Here is an 18,015-nt window from a genome sequence, read left to right as displayed (position 1 = left end):
GTTTCAACGAAAATATCGCAGGCTGGTAGTTCGATGGGAGAGAATTTCTGCCTGCTTCAACGCTTTTCTTTCTTTAGCCACAATTCACATTTGGATTCACAGAATTTTATTAGTGGGATAGATTCTTTAAAGATATTCCTGCTGCTCTAAATAAATGGTATCGTTTTCTCAAAAATGGTCGAGTCGTCGGATTTTCTTGTTGCTCTGAGAAATCTTGTGAAGCACCATTTATAATTGAGATTTGTGATAAACATAATATTCTGTTGACAAATATAAATGAGCCAACTGGAACCCCAGAAAAATGCCGTCAACTGCTAGCAGAAGCTAGTTTTCAAGAGATTGAAGTGAAAATTCAACAACTAGGTTTTTACCGCAGTTTTGAGCAAGCTAGAGACTGGAATGGAGAATGGTTTAATCCTAGAGAAAATCCTTTGTCCCAGGTTTCGGCAGAGCAAATGACACAATTGAAAGCAGAGTATCGTAAAAAAATTGAAGCAAAAGCAACTGAACAAGGTGTTTGGTACGAAAATCTGACTTTTTTCGTAACTGGTCGAAAGCCATGAAACTATTAGTAATTTAAATTTACATATATTAAAATACCATCAAATAAAAAGACTTGGAGTTAGATAACTTCCAAGTCTCAAATTTAACTTTTATTGAAATCGTACTTTTAATTACAGTGTTAAAGATTGAGGATTTGTCTCAATCAACTTCGCTAAATCTTGTAAAAATGCGGCAGCATGAGTACCGTAAATAATGCGGTGGTCAGAAGTTATATTTACCTGCATTTGTTGCCGCACGCCAAATAAACCGTCGGCTGTTGCCACCACTTGCGGACGAGATGCGCCGATCGCTAGAATTGAACCTTGTCCTGGCGGTAAAATCGCATCAAATTTATCTACGCCAAACATTCCTAAGTTCGACAGGGTAAAGGTACCGCTGTTGTATTCTTCGGGTTGGAGTTGTTTGGCCCTAGCGCGGTCTACTAAAGACTTCCAAGTGCGTGAGAGAGAATAAATATCTACTATGTCTGCGTTCTGCAATACTGGTGTAATTAATCCACCATCATCCATCGCCACAGCTACGGAAATATTAATGCCAGAATGATATACAGTGCCCTGGTCTGAATAGCTAGCATTTAGTAGTGGGTGTTTTTGCAAAGTCACCGCTACAGCTTTCGCTAGCAGCGCTGTCATTGTTACGCCTTTGGATTTAATTTGTTTGTAAAGTTTATCTAATCCATCTGTGGTAATTGTATAACCCACGTGGAAGATGGGCACGGATAGGCTAGCTACCATATTCCGTACTACGGCATTTTGCAGTGTAGTTAGGGGCACTACCTGACCAGGAACAACTGCTACCGTTGGTGCTGGTGCTGGTGTCCGAGGGGGTGGGGGCGCAACTGGGGTAGTTGGTGTAGGTGCTGGCGGAGCAACTAAGGTGGTAGCGGGTTGCTTACCTTTATTGACAGTTGCCTCTACATCCTCGGCAACAATACGACCGTGGGGGCCACTGCCTTTGAGAGTACTTAAATCAACTTTTAGTTCTTTAGCCAACTTGCGAGCACGGGGTGAAACCACAAGCCGTCCTTCTCTGTGGTTAGACCCATTTTGAGACGCCAAGGTAGGTGTTCCAACTGAAGCTGTCGCTGGGATTGGTTCGGGAGAGGAGGTAGCACTAGCAGCAGCGCCACCTGAGTTGGCAAGAGATTTTGCGGTTTCAATTTCAGCTTCCGTTTCCGCTATAAAGGCGATCGCAGACCCCACCGGGGCGGTGTCACCAGCTTCCACTATGATATGGGCAATGTATCCCTCATAAAAGGATTCCACATCCATATCTGCTTTATCTGACTCGACCACCACCACTGTTTCGCCTTTTTCCACTTTGTCGCCTGGCGATTTCACCCAGGAGACAATTTTGCCTTCGGTCATGGTGGAACTAAGCGCCGGCATAAATACTTCGTGAATGCTCATAGGGTGGTTTTAGAGGCAATAATTTATGGACTTTAACAGCTTTTACCAGATCGAATTGTATCTTGACAGGAGAATTTTGGTCGGGAGATTTTATATTTTAGGCTGAAGAGTAGGGGAGTGGGAGCAGGGGGGCTGAGGGGCAGGGGGGCAGGGGGAGTGGGGGAGAGAGGCAGGGGGAGTGGGGGAGAGAATAATTAATGATCAATAACTCTTGACTCTTAACAAATGACAAATGACAAATGACACCTATGATCCCAGGAACCTACATATGAGTTACAGGTCTATATACTAAAGCTATCCTCAATGGTTAGTTCAGTATGCCGTTTTCGTCGTTAAATGTTGGCTTTCAAAAACCACCATGAGTTTCTCATAACTCAACTAGGATTGCTATATATATTTATATTCTTCATAATTACTGTTCAATATACACAAGCTTCGTAACAGTAGAGGATGTGGGGTAGAAGTTAAATCTAGAATTCAAGATTGCTAATTGAACTTTTTGAAATTCCTGTTTAATTTTATGTCGGTAAAGTTGAAGTTGTTTTGGATTTTGATACTAAGTATCTTTGCCACTGCTGGTGCTGGACTTTATCTCACCCAGCACCAGCTATCTCCACCAATTTTTGAGACTAGTAGTGGGCAATCTCAGCAGATGGAAGCAGTGCCTCAGTCTCAGGAAGTTGTGGCATACTCAGAGCGTTCCGATTATAAAACTATACCTTTAGAAAGTATCAACTCAGGTTTACAAGGTAGCGATCCTGCTACTCTCGCCCTAAATGCTTTTGATGACATCGCGTCGGCGAGAGGAACGCGAAAGGTAGAGGTAGTTTATCCGCAACGAAATCATGCTTCAGTGACGATTACGCAAATCAAGCAGAGTGATGATTCAGTTGGTGCGATTAAATATCGGGTTGAGATGACAACCTTTGGGCGATCGCTTTTTATCAGCTCACCTCCGGTTTGGCAAATTGTCTGGGCTGGCTCCCAGATACAATGTTTGCCTGGGAGCCGTGCCCACAAAAAAGTAACACAAAGCTGTAATTAGTCATCTGTCATTGGTCATATAACAAATGACAAATGACAAAGCGAAAAGTTCTGCAGGAGGGTTTCCCTCCGCAGGAAACTTTTAAAGAGAGGACAACTGACAAATTTAAATATCGCCGCGAATTTCTTCTACAATGCCATCGCGCAGAACGATTTCGACCTGCATTTTGCTAATCAAGTTATCACCTGGTTCTACCCGGAAAAAGCCTTCCATTTGGAATTGATTGACTTCCTGATCTTGCTGGAGAAACTGCACTTGCTGGAGGTTTTGTAGTAATTGATTCTTTTGCTCTAACAGTTCACTTTTCTTTTGATTGACTTGGAGTTGGATATTGTCAATTTGTTGGAGGGTCTGGGGGCCAGGTGGTTGCAGACTTTGCTTTTGAATTGCGGCGATCGCTCTTTGTCCTTCAACGTCTAGCTGTTGCAATTGCTGATCACTTTGATTGATCTGCGCTTGTAGTTGCTGTTGAACTTCCTCTTTCCAGAGGGGAGTGACGATGACTTTGACATTAACGACGCGTTTTAGAAGCAATTGAGGTTTGGAGACATCCATAAAAGTTTCACGTTCACTCTATAGTTTGCGGGTGGAATTATCAGGCAAACATGCCGTCAATAATATCGCGATAGCGTTCGGTGACGATGTGTCGCCGAGTTTTCAGTGTTTGTGTCATCATGCCATTTTCAATGGAAAATGGCTCTAGAATGAACCTGAACGGCCCGATGCGATCATCAGGTCGATAGCCTGGACGGTTTTGCACTTCCTGATTTAGTTCTCGGCGAAACAAATCCTGGATTATTTTACTCTCCAGATCAACGGTAGTGGTGGATTCTGAGGAACTTGTTTCGGGTAGACGCAATTGCAGATTTTGACTTTGTGCCCATTTTTCTAAAGCTTCGAGATTGGGGACAATTAAGGCTCCAATACTACGTTGGTCTTGTCCAACCAGCATAATCTGATCGATGTAGGGCGATCGCAAACACGCATCTTCAATCGGCTGCGGCTCGATGTTCTCCCCATTACTTAATACAATCGTATCTTTTGCTCTACCAGTCAGCACCAAATCGTTTTGTGGTGTCAACAAACCCAAATCACCACTATCAAACCAACCTTCAGCGTCTATTGCTTTGGCTGTCGCTTCTGGATTTTGGTAATAACCTTGCATGATTTGGGGCCCCCTCAGCAGCACTAATCCCCGCTTACCCACTGGTAAAGGCGCTTTTGTTTCAGGATCTATAATTTTAGCCTCTGTAACAGGAAGTGGTTGTCCTGATGTACCAATCATATTCCGCCAAGGACGACGCACATGGGTGACAGGAGAAGTTTCTGTCAAACCATAACCTTGCAAAATCTGCACACCAATAATTTCAAAAAAGTTATCTATATGCCTTGGAAGCGCACCACCACCGCTAATCACTTGCTTGATTCGTGCTCCCGTTGCTTCCCGTACCTTGGCATAAACCAGTCGTTCTCCCAAAGCATGCAAAGGAAATAAAGCAGATGCCAGTATCTTAGCTGCTAATCGCTCGACAGATGAGGTATGAAGATTATCTAAACTCAACCCTTGGGCAATTCGCCGCGCTTTGATATATTTCTCACTAATACCCAGTAAAAAGTTAATTAGACGTTGCTTGTTTGCTGGTTGTTCGCGGAATTGCTTTTGCACTCCTTCATAAATTGATTCCCACAAGCGCGGTACAGCTACCATATAGTGGGGTTTAAATTCTTTTAAATCTCCTTTGAAAGAGCGCAAGTTAGTATAAACTTGCGTACAACCTTGAGATAGTAAATAATACTCAACTGTTCGTTCGTAGCTGTGCCAAGACGGTAGAATACTAAGAACAATGTCCCCCTTTTGCGGTTGCACTACTGTGCCAAAAGTTGTCACTTGGTGCATCAAATTGTTATAGGACAACATTACGCCTTTAGGTTTACCCGTTGTGCCAGAGGTATAAATTAGAGTTGCCAAAGCATCACGTTTTTGCCTGACTGGTACAAAATCATGGTTTGCTCCAATTTCTATCAACTGTGAAAAATTCAGCACCTTTATAGTCTGCTCTGCCGGTGGTGCTTCATCCGAAAGTAAAACTACTAGTTGAATGGGCAAATCGTTGAGGCGGTCTTGCAGTTTATTTAATGTTTTTAAATCCTCAAGTACCAGCGCTGTACTGCCGCTATTGGCTATGATAAACAGCAGTTCTTCTCGTTCTGCTTGGGAGCTACGCACCGCATCAACTCCTCCAGCAGTCATTATACCTTGATCTGCAATAAACCACCGAGGACTGTTGTCAGCAATTAGGGAAATGCGATCGCCAACTTTTACCCCTAATGCTTGCAACCCAGCAGCAAATTTTTGAATTTGCTCTGCTAATTGAATATAAGTAATTGTTACTTCTGGTTTCGCATGGGGGTTGTGGAGAACAACGGTATCACCAAATCGCTTTGCTGCTAAAGGCCAAATTTCTGGTAGTGATTCCACATTTGTATAATCTACCAAACGCTCTAAGGCCTGGCGTTCTCGTTGAGTAATGTTAGATAAAAAAGAATATCCAAGTTGATTTTTTGACATAGCACCGTACCAAAATCTACTATTTTGCTAGTTTTCTAGCTAATTTTGTTATTACGCTACAATATACGTCCTCATTATCCACATTGTCTTTTGTGTTTAATAATTTCAGGAATTCATTTGTTATATTTACAAAAATTTATGTTAAGATTCATTTATATAGATTGCAAGCAATAAATTGCCAAAAAATCGATTGCATATAGTTTTGCTTGCAGCTGATCACAGCTGCCGCCTATTTCTCGCAGGGGGTGATTACCTATGAACTTAATGAATGCGATATTGTTAACACTAATCAATACTGCCGCTTGTTTAGCATTACCTAGGCTCTTAACTATTGTTCTAGCTCCTAAGCCAAAATCTGCTGAACTATCACCGAAGCGTTTAAAACTACACAGAGCTAGAGTAGAACTTACCAACTTCCCATATTGTACAGTTTACACATTGACGGGTAGCCAATTTTGTAAGTTTAGTCCTCATTTTTGTGACAAGTGTTCTCCAAACTGATGGATAGTTGATAAGTAAAATCTCTACACTTCTGACTAATTATCAATTATCTCTTCAGGATGGATTCATTTTTGTTGTTTAAATTCAGTAAAGTATAGAGTCAAAGAGTTTTTTAGAAAATTACTATATAAAACTTATCATTACTATAGTTATGCTCATCTCACCCCTAAAAGGGGATGGGATAACACGAAAGACAGTTAACTGTTAACCGTCAACTGTCAACGGCGTCGGGGCGTCTTTCATCACCTACCGAAAAGGAATGGGTTTTCCCGACACCTTTTTATAAAAAATATATTTAGTTAGCTTATATCTGATAAAAGAAATATAAAATATTGCCTTGAAGCAAGTGTACTAGTTATGCCTCAAACTAAGAAATAGTACACACTGAACTTTTTTCAGGGGGCATTAGCTATGAATTTGATGGATGGTATATTTCTGACTCTACTAAACACTGTTGCCTGCCTTGCGTTACCAAAGCTACTGTCTATAATTTCGTCTGCTAAAAGCCAAAGCAATAAGCGATCGCAGTCTATCATGAGTTCACAAGATTCTAACTCTGAAATCCCCAGTTTTTCATAATATTAAGGAGATGCGATCGCCTAGTTGGTAGATTAGTGGTTGATAGTCAAGCTAACAACTTTTGCAAAGTCATCAGGGTGCTATCAATGTCCTCATGTATATCAACAGCCTTGACTTCAGCTTCGGCTAAGCGGGGAAAAGTATATGCCAACCCCAAGAAATAGAGCTATTTGGCTACTAGAACCTCATCAAATGCAGTATTAACAGAAACTTCTTTCCAAGCATCCAGATCTCCTTTTATAAACTCCAGTGCATTATCAATAATCTCTACTGCATCTGCTCCCAAAGCTAATCTTTGTGGTGGGTTATCACTATCAACTACTTTAATCATTGCTAAAGCAGCTTTTTTGGGATCACCTGGTTGTTTACCATGATCATCCAACATATCTTGACGACTTTGATTAACCAATTCTTTGTAGTCATCTATTTGACTATCATTGGCAACAAAAGAACGTTTAATAAAATCTGTCTTAAAACTACCAGGCTCAACTGCTGTGACTTTTATCCCAAACGGCTCAACTTCGTAAGCTAAAGAACCGGAAATTCCTTCTAGTGCCAGTTTACTACTGCCGTAAAATCCACCGGTTGGTTCTGCCATAAAGCAAGCTGTCGATGAAATATTTAGGATATGCCCACTGCGTTGCTTTCGCATATGAGGTAGTACTGCTCGAAGCGTTTCTAACACGCCAAAAAAGTTGATTTCAAATTGGTAGCGAACTTCCTCATCACTAACTTCTTCGACTACCCCTGCAACCTTATACCCGGCATTATTAACAAGTACATCAATACGTCCAAACTTGGCAATTGCCTGTTTTACTGCTTCCCGTACTTCTTCGGGTTTGGTGACATCAAGTTGTAGCGCTAATGTCTGATTTGGAAAGCTTGCTGCTAAATCTTCTATCTGCTGTGGGTTCCTTGCAGTTAGCACCACAGTTTCACCCCGCTCAAGCACTGTTTCTGCTAACGCTCGACCTAAGCCACTTGATGTACCCGTGATAAACCAGATCCGTGTTTGAGAAACTGAAGATGTTACCATAGAAATTCTCCATTTTTAACAAGCGTTACTAAGCTAAAAAAACTTGACATTGCAGCAGCAGAAAAATGCTTATATCTTGTGAGTGAGCATACAAAGCCCATCCAGTTCAGCAATCTCAATGTATATCTGTTTAAATGTTGCTAGATTCTTGCATTTTTTTCCGAAGACTAAGCGGCCTCATATCAGTCCAGACTTCTTTTATGTAATCTAGACATTCTTGCTTTAAACCATTTTTTCCAATATCCTTCCAACCAAGAGGGCTATCTCGCTCAGATGGCCAAATGGAATACTGTTCTTCGTGATTAACTACAACTTTGTAAATTGTTGTGTCTTCTTTGTCGTTTTGATACATAATTAACCTCTTGATATTTAATTAAATAAATATGTCTTGTAATCTGGCACTAATAATTACTGAGCCGAAAATTTTAATTATTATACTAGTTTTATATATAGCTATTTAATCTCTTTAACTTTAAGCAAATTCAAACTCTGAAATTCCAAAACTGTTAGTAATAATATAATTAACATAAATAAAATATCTGCTAAAAACATTCCATAATATATGCCTCTGACACCTGATATTCTTGAAAAGAATAGTATCATTGGCACAGTTAGGACTATACTTTTTAGCAAAATTACTACCAACACAGTTCTACCTTTGCCTATAGATAAAAAAAGAGTATTGCTAAAGAATGCTAAAGGCCATATTGGCATTAATATACTGAGGATTCTAAAATTTAACACGTCATCTTGTGTAAAATTTACGCTTGGCAGAATTAAATTTAAAAATGTTTTTGGTGATAATTGGAAAGGCAACCAAATTAATACTAATAAAATAGTTCCAATGATTGCAAAAGTCAAATATGCTTTTTTGATCCTGTCATAATTTTTAGCACCATAATTCATTCCAATTATAGGTTGTAATGCTTGTGCAAAACCAATAATGGGAATAAACACAATTGAAGTTAGTTTTCCCGTTGCTCCAAAAAAAGCGATATCACTGTTTGTTCCGTAATCAGAAATTGAATTAAAAATTACAAAATCTTGAATCAATATTGTTATTGGATAAAATAATTCTGATATTCCAACCGATATTATTTCACGTAGTAAATCTATGGCGATCACTAATTTTTTAAAATTAACTAAAATCGAACTTTTACCAGAAACAAAATAACTTAAGTTGGCAAGACTATAAACAACCATAGCCATAACTGTTGCCAGAGCAAGTCCTTCAGTTCTCCAATGAAATACACTGATAAATATATAGTTTAATATAATGTTAATAATTACAAAAAGCCAGTCAAATATTGTGCTTAGCCTAATCTTTCCTTCCGATTTTATAACTTGATTACAAGCTTCCGCTAGAATCAAAAATACTGATCCTAGGATATAAATCTTAAAATATTTTGTCCCTTCTAAAGCAACTTCACCACTTCCTCCAATAAATACAATTAATTCTTCACCAAAACTGTAACCAATAATTGTGATGAAAAATGATATGGCAACACTCATCACAATTAAGTTGCCAAATATTTTGGACTGAGTTTTGATATCTCCAGAACCAATAGCTCGACTGATAACAGAAGCAGAACCTACCCCAACTAACAGGGCAAATCCATTTATTATGCTTGTAAATGGTAGTGCAAGTGAAATACCAGCCAAAGCAGTTTCACCAATGAATCTTCCTGCAAACAAAGCATCAATAAAAGTGTTTAAACTAAGCATCAATATCCCCAAAGTACTGGGAATAGATAACTTAAACATTAGCTTAAAAAGATTACCTTGAAGGATTTCATTTGTAATTTGAGATTGTTTTTGTGAAGTCATTTTTTAATTTTCGGATCATTTATGTTTGCTTAACCTTAATCAAACGGCTAACGTGATACTGCCTTACTGCTTCTAACTCCATCTCTTTTGCTGAGTTAAATGCACTCATGACCTCACCACAAACTTCTACTCTGGCTTCGTAAGTACCTGATGTACTACTATCTGGAACTGCAAAATCAATACGAACTTCTACCCAGTCAGCATCCTGTTCTTGAGCAACCTCTTGCATCGCCAGTACTTTGCCTGCTTTCAAGTAATCTAGCCAACTCCAACCAGACTGCATCCAAATTTCGCGTTCAGCATTTTGCTCAAATTTGTTTAAACCAGTCCATCCTCGATAGTATTGACGCAAACCAAGAACTGAACCATTTCGCTGCACCAATAAATCCAATACATCTGGCTGTAAGTGTCCCCACAAATGGCCTTGGGGTAAATCAACTAAGGTAGGAGCAAACTGATGACCACCAAAATGAGTTGTTTGCCAAACTCTTAATTTTCCATTAGAAGCAGGAGCATATTCTTTACGTAATTGTCGATAGATGGGAGTTCCAAATCTGCCACAAGCAAGGTCAACTTGAGCATGGGTGCAAACCATAAGTTCACGAATGTGACTAGTTTGTTGTTGATATTGCTGAAATTCCGATAAATCGTTAGGTTGGTGCATTAAATGCTTGAATATTGCTGTCACCAAAGCAACGGCTTCGCTTTTTGGAACAACAAACTCCTGTTTCTCAAACTGAGAAAACAGCTTTGCAGGACGGTAATAGTAGAAAAGGCGGGTAAAGCTAGGATGAGAATACTCGCCATCAGGAGCAATTAGCATCGGTTTCAACTTGACCCCATGCTCAAAAATTAACTCTTCAAATAAACCCATCAATGACTGAATAGTTGGATTTTCTTGAAATATTTCTTGCGGCCAAGGTTGGGGAACTTCCATAATCAACCAATAATCGTAAGTACCTGCTGTCCCAATTGGATCTTCTCCATTGGCTTTAGAAACCAAGGAACAAAAACGACAGTCACTTATGGGAAATTGGTGAGGATGTTGAGTTGGCATCTTTACTATGTTTGCTCTAGTTGTTCTTCAAAAACAATGAAATAGCAGTAAATTACTAATCAAATCCCATTCCTTTTTGCATATCCTTATACAAGTTGTCATAAAAATATTGATGCGGTACCAATCTTTTATACAAGGCATATAGCCTAAGTTCCCATGATGATTGGGTGACAAAATATTGTCTTTTAGGTTTTTGAGCTTCCAGAGCCTCCAAAATCGTATTTGCCACTTTTTCAGGTGGTAAACCTGTGCTACGATTGTCCTCTACTGCTCCTTGCATATATATTTTGTAATTCTTGCCATATATAGCTTTAGTTTCGGGTGACATATTAGCTAATGTTTCCTGGTAACTAACTTCTACTTTGTCAGCTTGTTCTGGGGTTACTATTCCCCCTGGTAAAATGGAAATAACCTCAATTCCACTAGAAGATAATTCCATTCGTAAAGAATCTGTAATTGCCTCGATCGCAAATTTTGAAGCAGATAAGAGACTTCTATAAGGTAGAGCTAATCTGCCGCAAATCGCGCTGATATTAATAATTCGACCTTTAGCTTGTCGGATCATTGGTAAAAATGCTTGGGTAACTGCAATTTGACCGATAACATTTACTTCAAAGTTCCATCGGATATCATCTATGGGAATACATTCGAGTGGCCCATCTACTGCTACAACTGCATTATTAATTAAGGCAAATAATCCTTCATCGCCAATTGCTAGTAAGACCAATTCGGTAGCAGATTTTATTTCCTCCGCTTTTGTGATGTCCATAATAATTGGTGTTAAATTACCAGATGCAGCCTGCTTTAGTGAATGTGCATCTTTCTCAGTGCGGACTCCAGCAAAAACGCGATATCCTTGCTTGGCTAATAAAAGTGCAGTTACTCGACCTAAACCTGTGGATGTTCCTGTGATAACAACTGTGCCTTTATGACTGTTATTCATGTATTTTTATGCCTGAAAAAGGTAAATTTAGAAATATAATAAACAAAGTAAAAAATCCAATTCACTGGCTAAACTAAACCAGCAGCTAATGATTGCGACTGTCCTTGATCTTGACGGCGATCGCGCACGACCATTTTCACACCACTTGCAGGAGAACAAATCAAACCTGCAAATTTGGGACGTTCTGGACGCTTGCTAACTAACTCTAATTGATAGTGTGAAAGAATTGTTGCTAGTATAAGTTTCATTTCAAATAGGGCAAAATTTGCGCCAATGCATACACGAGAACCGCCACCAAATGGCAAGAATTCATAGGGAGAAAATTGCTTTTCTAAAAAGCGCTCTGGCTGAAATTGTTTTGGATTTGGATATAAATCATCACGCTGATGCGTCGAATAAATATTGCCAATAAGTATTGTTCCGGGATGCAGTTCGTACCCCATGATTTCAACGCTCGATTCTACCAACCTAGGAAATGTAAACAACTGGGTTGGATAAATTCGCAAAACTTCATTACACACAGCACTCAGGTAGGGGAGTGCAACAATACTCATAGGGTCTGGATTTTGACCAAGACTATCAAGTTCTTTTAGTAGTTTTTCTCGAATACCTCTTAAACAGTGAATCCAGTATAAAGACCAACTAATCGCAGTTCCCGAAGCATCACCAGCTGCAAATATAGGTGATAATAAAAGGTCACGCACCTCTTCATTGCTTAATGGTTCACCTGTTTCATCACGAGCCAATATCAGATCACCAAGTATATCTGTGCGTGAAAAATCTGCTTGTTGACGACGTTCTTCCACCTCAGTTGATAGTAATTGAAAAAGTTCTCGCCGTAAGTGAAGGAGGTATCCTTGTGGACTCCATCGACCTAAATCTTTTTCTCCAAAAATATTGCTAAGAATCTTAACTATAAGAGATTGTCTATCGAGTTTAAGCAAAGACGCAAATAAATGCTTAATTTTGTCATAGCGCTCTCCTTCGTGTAAACCGATTACCCGCTCTATACCCACTTGAAAGGTAATATCTTCAATGGTTGGGTATGCAACGAAATGTTTTCCAACCACCTGTTTACTCATCATCTTTTCTGTGAGTTCGCAGATACCTCGTCCACAGGCTTGCATCCGCGCTCCATGAAAAGCCTGCATTAGGAGCTTACGCCGATTTTTATGAATTAAACCATCAAGTTGCAAAACTCCTTGATTTCCGGTTATCAATGCGAAATCTTGGTTTAATGCACCTGTAGCAGAAATTTCCTTAGTATTTGTGAAAATCTCTTTTATTCCTGAAGGATTGCTAATGTAAACAATTGGTGCAGAACCAGACATTACAGTCACAATATCACCATAACGTTTGGAAATAGCATCCAAATAGCCAAAAGGATTAACCTCGAATTGCAGACCTAGCAACCATAAGGGTGTTTTCGGCCCTGGGGGTAGTTTCATCAGCCTTTTTTACTCCCATTGTTTATTACATTGCACATAGCATGATCAATACAACTTCTCAAATGTTTGGCTAATTCCTGAATATGAGGTTCAATGAAAATCGAGAAATGATCACCAGGAACTTCCATGACTTGAATAAGTTGATTAGAACATTTACCCCAACCTAGTAAGGAGTCATTAGTATGAAATTCCGAACTTTCAAAGTCATGAATAATCTCTTCTTTTGCTCTAAATAGAGTTATAGATTGAGGATAAACTAGCGGTACATAATCTCGCATAGCTTGGACATGAGCCTTGAAAAGCTTGTAATAACTGATAAATTCTTTAATTTCTGTCTCACTGAAGATAAAGTTTACTTTTTGATTAATCAAATCAAGTTGCTGATTAAGTGATAAATCCCGAAGTTCCTCAAAAGAAATTGAAAAATCTATATTATTATCGGTTTTTATTGATTCAGCCATGCGAAGTAAAAACTTTGCATCATCATCTTTTGTAGATTCAATGCGTGTTTCTGAAAGGATGGCATCAATAACAACTAACAAATCTACTGTTTCACCTTGTCTTTGTAATTGCTGCGCCATTTCAAAAGCAAGTATACCACCGTAACAATGACCACCTAAAAAATAAGGGCCATTTGGCTGCACTTTACGAATTTCTTCGAGATAGTTTTTTGCTGTATCTTCTACTGATATGAGTTCAGGTTCTTCTTGGTTAGGAGTATGTTCCAAGGCATAAAATGGATAGTCTTCACCAAGCCTTCTGGATAAATTAATATACTGATTAATACCTCCACCAGCACCATGTATACAAAAGAAAGGTATTTTGGAACCAGAAGAGTTAATTGCTACTAGAGGAGAATTAGAACTCTCGCGGAATGGCTGACTGACAATTGCAGCTAGTTTCTCAATTGTGGGATTTTCAAAAAGAGTAGATAGGGTAAGATTATGCCCAAATCTATCTTGGATTTGAGCCATTAAGCGTACAGCTAAAAATGAGTGACCACCCAAGTTAAAGAAGTTATCTGCCACCCCAATAGGGCTAGTATTTAGCAGCTTTTCCCAAAGTTTTGCTAATGATAATTCTGTGAAATTACGAGGAGCAATGACAGATTTAGTGATATTTGTCCGAATAACTTCATTTGTAGGAAGAGAATGCTTATCTACTTTGCCATTAGGTGTAAGTGGGAGTGAATCTAATACTACAAAGGCAGATGGTAGCATATAATTAGGCAATTTTTGTTGCAAATAGGGTAACAAATATGTAGCTATATCCTGTTTTTCTGTGACAACATAAGCAATTAAAGATTGATTTTCTTGCTCCTCATTACTGACAATTACCACAGATTCTTGCACATCTGGATATTGTGTAATAGTTGTGGCAATTTCATTCAACTCTACTCGAAAACCTCTGATTTTTACTTGTTCGTCATTACGACCTAAATATTCAAGATTACCATCGTTGAGATAACGCCCCAAATCGCCTGTTTTGAAAAGCTTTGTTTGGGGAACAAAGGGGTTATCAATAAATTTTTGCTGGGTTAATTCAAGACGATGTAAATATCCCCTCGCTAATCCATCACCACCAATATAAAGTTCGCCAATAATTCCTACAGGTGTTGGTTGTAAATTGCGATTCAACACATAGACTTGAGTATTATCGATAGGACGACCGATGGGGACACTATTTACTTGGTCTTGTAATAAACTGGTGTCGTAATAAGTGGCGTTGGCGGAAACTTCCGATGAGCCATAAAGGTTGATTAGTTTTGCAAATGGTATCAATTCTCTGAAAGTTTTAGCCAACTTAACAGATAGTGTTTCTCCGCTAGTTATCCAGAGTTTTAGTTGCAATAATTTCTTGGTCAGATTATGGTAGTTATCTAAAAGTAAGCGCAGTAATGAGGGTACAAGTATAATACGGGTAACTTTGTGATGTGCCAAATCTTCGATGAATAACTGCGGGTCTAGTATAGTTGCATTGCTGATAATTACTGTAGGAATTCCCTGAAGTAAAGGAGCAAAAATTTCCCATATAGAATCTACAAAGCTGATAGCTGTTTTCTGACAACAAACTTCTCCTGGGGTAAAAGGATAAGTTTTCCATAGCCAGTGTAAGCCATTCACTGTACCGCGATGAGTGCCAAGAACGCCTTTAGGAGTTCCAGTTGAGCCAGAAGTATAAATAATATAGGCAAGATTATCAGATGAAGAGATGTTAGTGGGATTTTCTGGACTTTCTTGAGCAATTTCGTCTTTGTGGATATCTAAGCAAACAGTTTTAGTCGAAGATAATGATAGTTTTTCTAATATTACTTGCTGGCTAATCAATACTGATGCTTGAGAATCAGAGAGCATAAAATTCAGACGCTCAACTGGATAACTCGGATCAAGGGGAATGTATGCACCGCCAGCTTTGAGGATAGCTAAAATTCCCACGACCATATCTACAGAACGTTCAAGACATAACGCAACCAGTGTTTCTTTCGTGACGCCTTGTTTTTGTAAATAATGTGCAAGTTGATTAACTTGATGATTAAGTTGACGATAGGTAATGTTTTCTAACTGGCTAACTAATGCTAAAGAGTCAGGCGTTAGTTTAACTTGCTGCTCAAATATTTGATGCAGAGTTGCATCTTGATAGTCTATATGATGATTAAATTTAAATAATAATTGCTCTTGCTCAGAAGTGGTTAGTAGTGATAATTCACAGAGGCGTTGCTCTGGATTAGCAACTATATTTGCTAATAAAGTCTGGAAACTGGTAATAAATCGGGTAATTGTTATTGAGTCAAAAATATCTGTATTGTACTCCAAGCAGCCTGTTAAACCCTCTTGAGATTCAGACATCGATAGAAAAATATCAAGTTGAGCCGTACCGCTATCAAACTCTAAAGCACGCAAGGTTAATCCAAATACCTCCTGCAAAGATGTTGGAGTATTTTGCAGGACAAACATGACTTCATAAAGTGGATTGCGGCTTAAGTCTCGTTCAGGTTGTAATTCTTCTACAAGTATCTCGAAAGGCAAATCTTGATGTGCATAAGCATTGAGAGTCACCTCACGAACTCGATGTAGAAGTTCGCGGAAACTGGGATTACCACTGAGGTTATTACGCAATACTAAAGTATTAACAAATAGACCCAGCATTCCTTCTAATTCGGCTCGGTTGCGGTTGGCAATTGGAGAACCAATTAAGATATCTTCTTGGTCTGTGTAGCGGTATAATAAAATGTTAAACGCTGCCAGCAAACTCATAAATAAAGTGGCATCTTCTCGCTGGCTTAATTGTTTGAGCGCATCAGTTAAGGCTGTTGATAACGTAAAGTATTGCTTAGCACCGGCAAAAGTTGTGACAGTAGGTCGCGGACGGTCTGTGGGTAACTGTAGTATAGAAAGCTCACCGCTTAGTTGTTGCTTCCAATAATTTAAGTTGGTTGCGAGGAATTTACCTTGGATGCGATCGCGTTGCCAAATGGTAAAATCTGCATACTGAATCGGGAGTTCGGGTAAACCAAAAAGCTGATTTGTAGAGAAAGCCGCATACAGCGTTGACAACTCCCGCAGGAACACACCACAAGACCATCCATCCGTGATGATGTGGTGCATGGTCAAGAGCAAAATGTACTCTTCTTCACTCAAGCGTAGTAAAGTTGCTCTGACTAAAAGTCCTTTAGCTAAGTTAAAAGGTTTTTTTGCATCTTCTGCTACAAGTTGTTTTACTTCTTCTTCCCAATCTTTACCAGACAAATGCTCAAGATTAATGATAGGTAATTCCCAAATTAATTTGGGTGTAATTTCCTGTACTGGCTCTCCATTTACAAGCCTAAAGTTTGTGCGCCAAATTTCGTGACGATTGAGGATTTCATTGAGGCTTTGTTGAAGTGCTGTAATACTTAGTTGTCCTTTTATATGAAAAGCAATGGGAATATTGTAAAAAGAACTCCCGTGATAGAGTTGGTCTATAAACCATAGTCTTTGTTGAGAGAAAGATAAGGGGATATTCTTAGATGTTTGGCGCTTGGGAATAGTATCAGCTTGAAATTTTCCTCCTTTCCATTTTTCTAAAAGGGCTTTTTTTGCGGGTGATAAATTTGAGTGCTGTTTGTCCATTGCTAGTATGTAATTAGATTACTAATTGCGATCGCAGTCCTATTTGATTTATGAAGTTACTCGCAGAGTAATCACAAATAATTTAGGATTGCTGTATTACTTAAGGGAGGTTTTCTGGCAAACAAAGCAAGCTATGTCTTCGCTTTCTCCAAAGTCCCTGGTATTATAGTAGTTAAATTCTGTGAAGCCCGCTTCTTTTAAAGCTGACTCAACTTCTTCTAAAAAGTGATCTTTTCTTAACCAAACGGTGTCTGAACGCTGCCAATTATTTTCGATCAATTCAAATCCTGTGACTTTGATTTCCCACATCCTTTCTTCAGGTTTATAGTAGAATAATTCCATTAATGAGCATTCATCATTCACATAAACAATATTAAAATTGTTGTTTTGAGCAGCTTCATGTAGCCAATCTGTTATTGGTATGTTGAACACAAACATACCATCATCTTTAAGCGCAGTATATACGTTTTTGAATACCGTTTTCAAATCTTCGTTGTTTAGAATAAAATGAATAACATCATTTGCTAAAACGGCATCAAAGGTAGGTGTTAGCTCAAAATTACGTATATCACTCAGGATAAATTCGCTTTCAGGTGCGTTTTTTCGAGCGTAGTCTAGTATCCTTTTAGAAGCATCGATTCCAGTAACTTTATATCCTTTAATGTTAAGCTGTTGTGCTAAATGTCCACAACCGCAGCCAAGTTCAAGAATATGCGCTCCCGCAGGAAGTTGTGATAATAATATTTGCTCTAAAGCAGGTATTATACCTTTTAGCAAATCTTCGGCTGTATTCTTGAATTCGTTCTGTAACCGAGCAATAGGTTCATAGTTGGGAAGATTACTGAGCAGAGACATAGACTATTTTTCCTGTTGTTAAGTGAAGGTTTGAAATTAAATAATTTAGTCGCTATTTCTTGAGTACGTTTGT

13 protein-coding genes are annotated in these 18,015 nt (G+C 38.8%); 2 read left to right on the top strand and 11 right to left on the bottom strand.

Annotation, left to right across the window (positions count from 1 at the left end; all coding sequences use genetic code 11):
- Positions 1-263: 263 nt before the first annotated feature.
- Positions 264-563 carry a hypothetical protein gene (locus tag FNW02_RS22880; protein ID WP_191759790.1) on the top strand — a complete coding sequence of 100 codons (300 nt, stop codon included), beginning with the start codon at positions 264-266 and terminating at the stop codon, positions 561-563.
- Positions 564-674: 111 nt separating this feature from the next.
- Here FNW02_RS22880 and FNW02_RS22875 read toward each other — a convergent pair whose 3' ends face one another.
- Positions 675-1,973: a dihydrolipoamide acetyltransferase family protein gene (locus tag FNW02_RS22875; RefSeq protein ID WP_191759789.1), complete on the bottom strand. Its 1,299-nt coding sequence runs from the start codon at positions 1,971-1,973 to the stop codon at positions 675-677.
- Positions 1,974-2,493: 520 nt separating this feature from the next.
- Between FNW02_RS22875 and FNW02_RS22870 the strand changes: the two genes are divergently transcribed.
- Entirely contained in the window at positions 2,494-3,018 is a 525-nt protein-coding gene (locus FNW02_RS22870; protein ID WP_191759788.1) for a hypothetical protein, read from the top strand.
- A 105-nt stretch (positions 3,019-3,123) separates the two neighbouring features.
- Here FNW02_RS22870 and FNW02_RS22865 read toward each other — a convergent pair whose 3' ends face one another.
- From FNW02_RS22865 to FNW02_RS22820, 10 genes are all read right to left on the bottom strand, one after another.
- Entirely contained in the window at positions 3,124-3,573 is a 450-nt protein-coding gene (locus tag FNW02_RS22865) for a YlqD family protein (protein ID WP_162394967.1), read from the bottom strand.
- A 40-nt stretch (positions 3,574-3,613) separates the two neighbouring features.
- Positions 3,614-5,587 (bottom strand): AMP-dependent synthetase/ligase, encoded by a 1,974-nt coding sequence (locus tag FNW02_RS22860; protein WP_191759787.1) that lies wholly within the window; start codon positions 5,585-5,587, stop codon positions 3,614-3,616.
- A gap of 1,246 nt (positions 5,588-6,833) precedes the next feature.
- Positions 6,834-7,703 carry an oxidoreductase gene (locus FNW02_RS22855; protein ID WP_191759786.1) on the bottom strand — a complete coding sequence of 290 codons (870 nt, stop codon included), beginning with the start codon at positions 7,701-7,703 and terminating at the stop codon, positions 6,834-6,836.
- Positions 7,704-7,833: 130 nt separating this feature from the next.
- Positions 7,834-8,055 carry an MbtH family protein gene (locus FNW02_RS22850; RefSeq protein ID WP_191759785.1) on the bottom strand — a complete coding sequence of 74 codons (222 nt, stop codon included), beginning with the start codon at positions 8,053-8,055 and terminating at the stop codon, positions 7,834-7,836.
- A 101-nt stretch (positions 8,056-8,156) separates the two neighbouring features.
- A complete protein-coding gene (locus tag FNW02_RS22845) occupies positions 8,157-9,530 on the bottom strand; it encodes an MATE family efflux transporter (RefSeq protein ID WP_191759784.1) in 1,374 nt (457 codons plus the stop codon).
- Between the two features lie 19 nt (positions 9,531-9,549).
- On the bottom strand, positions 9,550-10,587 hold the full coding sequence (locus FNW02_RS22840) for a sucrase ferredoxin (protein ID WP_191759783.1): 1,038 nt from the start codon (positions 10,585-10,587) through the stop codon (positions 9,550-9,552).
- Positions 10,588-10,642: 55 nt separating this feature from the next.
- Positions 10,643-11,530 carry an SDR family oxidoreductase gene (locus FNW02_RS22835; protein ID WP_191759782.1) on the bottom strand — a complete coding sequence of 296 codons (888 nt, stop codon included), beginning with the start codon at positions 11,528-11,530 and terminating at the stop codon, positions 10,643-10,645.
- A gap of 68 nt (positions 11,531-11,598) precedes the next feature.
- On the bottom strand, positions 11,599-12,978 hold the full coding sequence (locus FNW02_RS22830) for a cytochrome P450 (protein WP_191759781.1): 1,380 nt from the start codon (positions 12,976-12,978) through the stop codon (positions 11,599-11,601).
- Positions 12,978-17,087, bottom strand: coding sequence for a non-ribosomal peptide synthetase (locus tag FNW02_RS22825; RefSeq protein ID WP_191759780.1), 4,110 nt, complete (start codon positions 17,085-17,087; stop codon positions 12,978-12,980). Before FNW02_RS22825 ends, FNW02_RS22830 begins: the two co-directional genes overlap by 1 nt.
- A gap of 96 nt (positions 17,088-17,183) precedes the next feature.
- Positions 17,184-17,942, bottom strand: a complete 759-nt coding sequence (locus FNW02_RS22820) for a class I SAM-dependent methyltransferase (RefSeq protein WP_191759779.1) — start codon at positions 17,940-17,942, stop codon at positions 17,184-17,186.
- Positions 17,943-18,015: the final 73 nt, after the last annotated feature.

The sequence above is a fragment of the Komarekiella delphini-convector SJRDD-AB1 genome (assembly GCF_014831675.1).
GTDB lineage: Bacteria > Cyanobacteriota > Cyanobacteriia > Cyanobacteriales > Nostocaceae > Komarekiella.
The sequence above is the reverse complement of the archived record's forward strand: the minus strand, read 5'-3'. Positions and strand labels throughout refer to the sequence as shown.

Excerpts from the sequence above, each read along its gene's own strand:
- FNW02_RS22875 (WP_191759789.1), bottom strand. The coding sequence starts at position 1,973 with ATGAGCATTCACGAAGTATTTATGCCGGCGCTTAGTTCCACCATGACC.
- FNW02_RS22870 (WP_191759788.1), top strand. The coding sequence starts at position 2,494 with ATGTCGGTAAAGTTGAAGTTGTTTTGGATTTTGATACTAAGTATCTTT.
- FNW02_RS22865 (WP_162394967.1), bottom strand. The coding sequence starts at position 3,573 with ATGGATGTCTCCAAACCTCAATTGCTTCTAAAACGCGTCGTTAATGTC.
- FNW02_RS22860 (WP_191759787.1), bottom strand. The coding sequence starts at position 5,587 with ATGTCAAAAAATCAACTTGGATATTCTTTTTTATCTAACATTACTCAA.
- FNW02_RS22855 (WP_191759786.1), bottom strand. The coding sequence starts at position 7,703 with ATGGTAACATCTTCAGTTTCTCAAACACGGATCTGGTTTATCACGGGT.
- FNW02_RS22850 (WP_191759785.1), bottom strand. The coding sequence starts at position 8,055 with ATGTATCAAAACGACAAAGAAGACACAACAATTTACAAAGTTGTAGTT.
- FNW02_RS22845 (WP_191759784.1), bottom strand. The coding sequence starts at position 9,530 with ATGACTTCACAAAAACAATCTCAAATTACAAATGAAATCCTTCAAGGT.
- FNW02_RS22840 (WP_191759783.1), bottom strand. The coding sequence starts at position 10,587 with ATGCCAACTCAACATCCTCACCAATTTCCCATAAGTGACTGTCGTTTT.
- FNW02_RS22835 (WP_191759782.1), bottom strand. The coding sequence starts at position 11,530 with ATGAATAACAGTCATAAAGGCACAGTTGTTATCACAGGAACATCCACA.
- FNW02_RS22830 (WP_191759781.1), bottom strand. The coding sequence starts at position 12,978 with ATGAAACTACCCCCAGGGCCGAAAACACCCTTATGGTTGCTAGGTCTG.
- FNW02_RS22825 (WP_191759780.1), bottom strand. The coding sequence starts at position 17,087 with ATGGACAAACAGCACTCAAATTTATCACCCGCAAAAAAAGCCCTTTTA.
- FNW02_RS22820 (WP_191759779.1), bottom strand. The coding sequence starts at position 17,942 with ATGTCTCTGCTCAGTAATCTTCCCAACTATGAACCTATTGCTCGGTTA.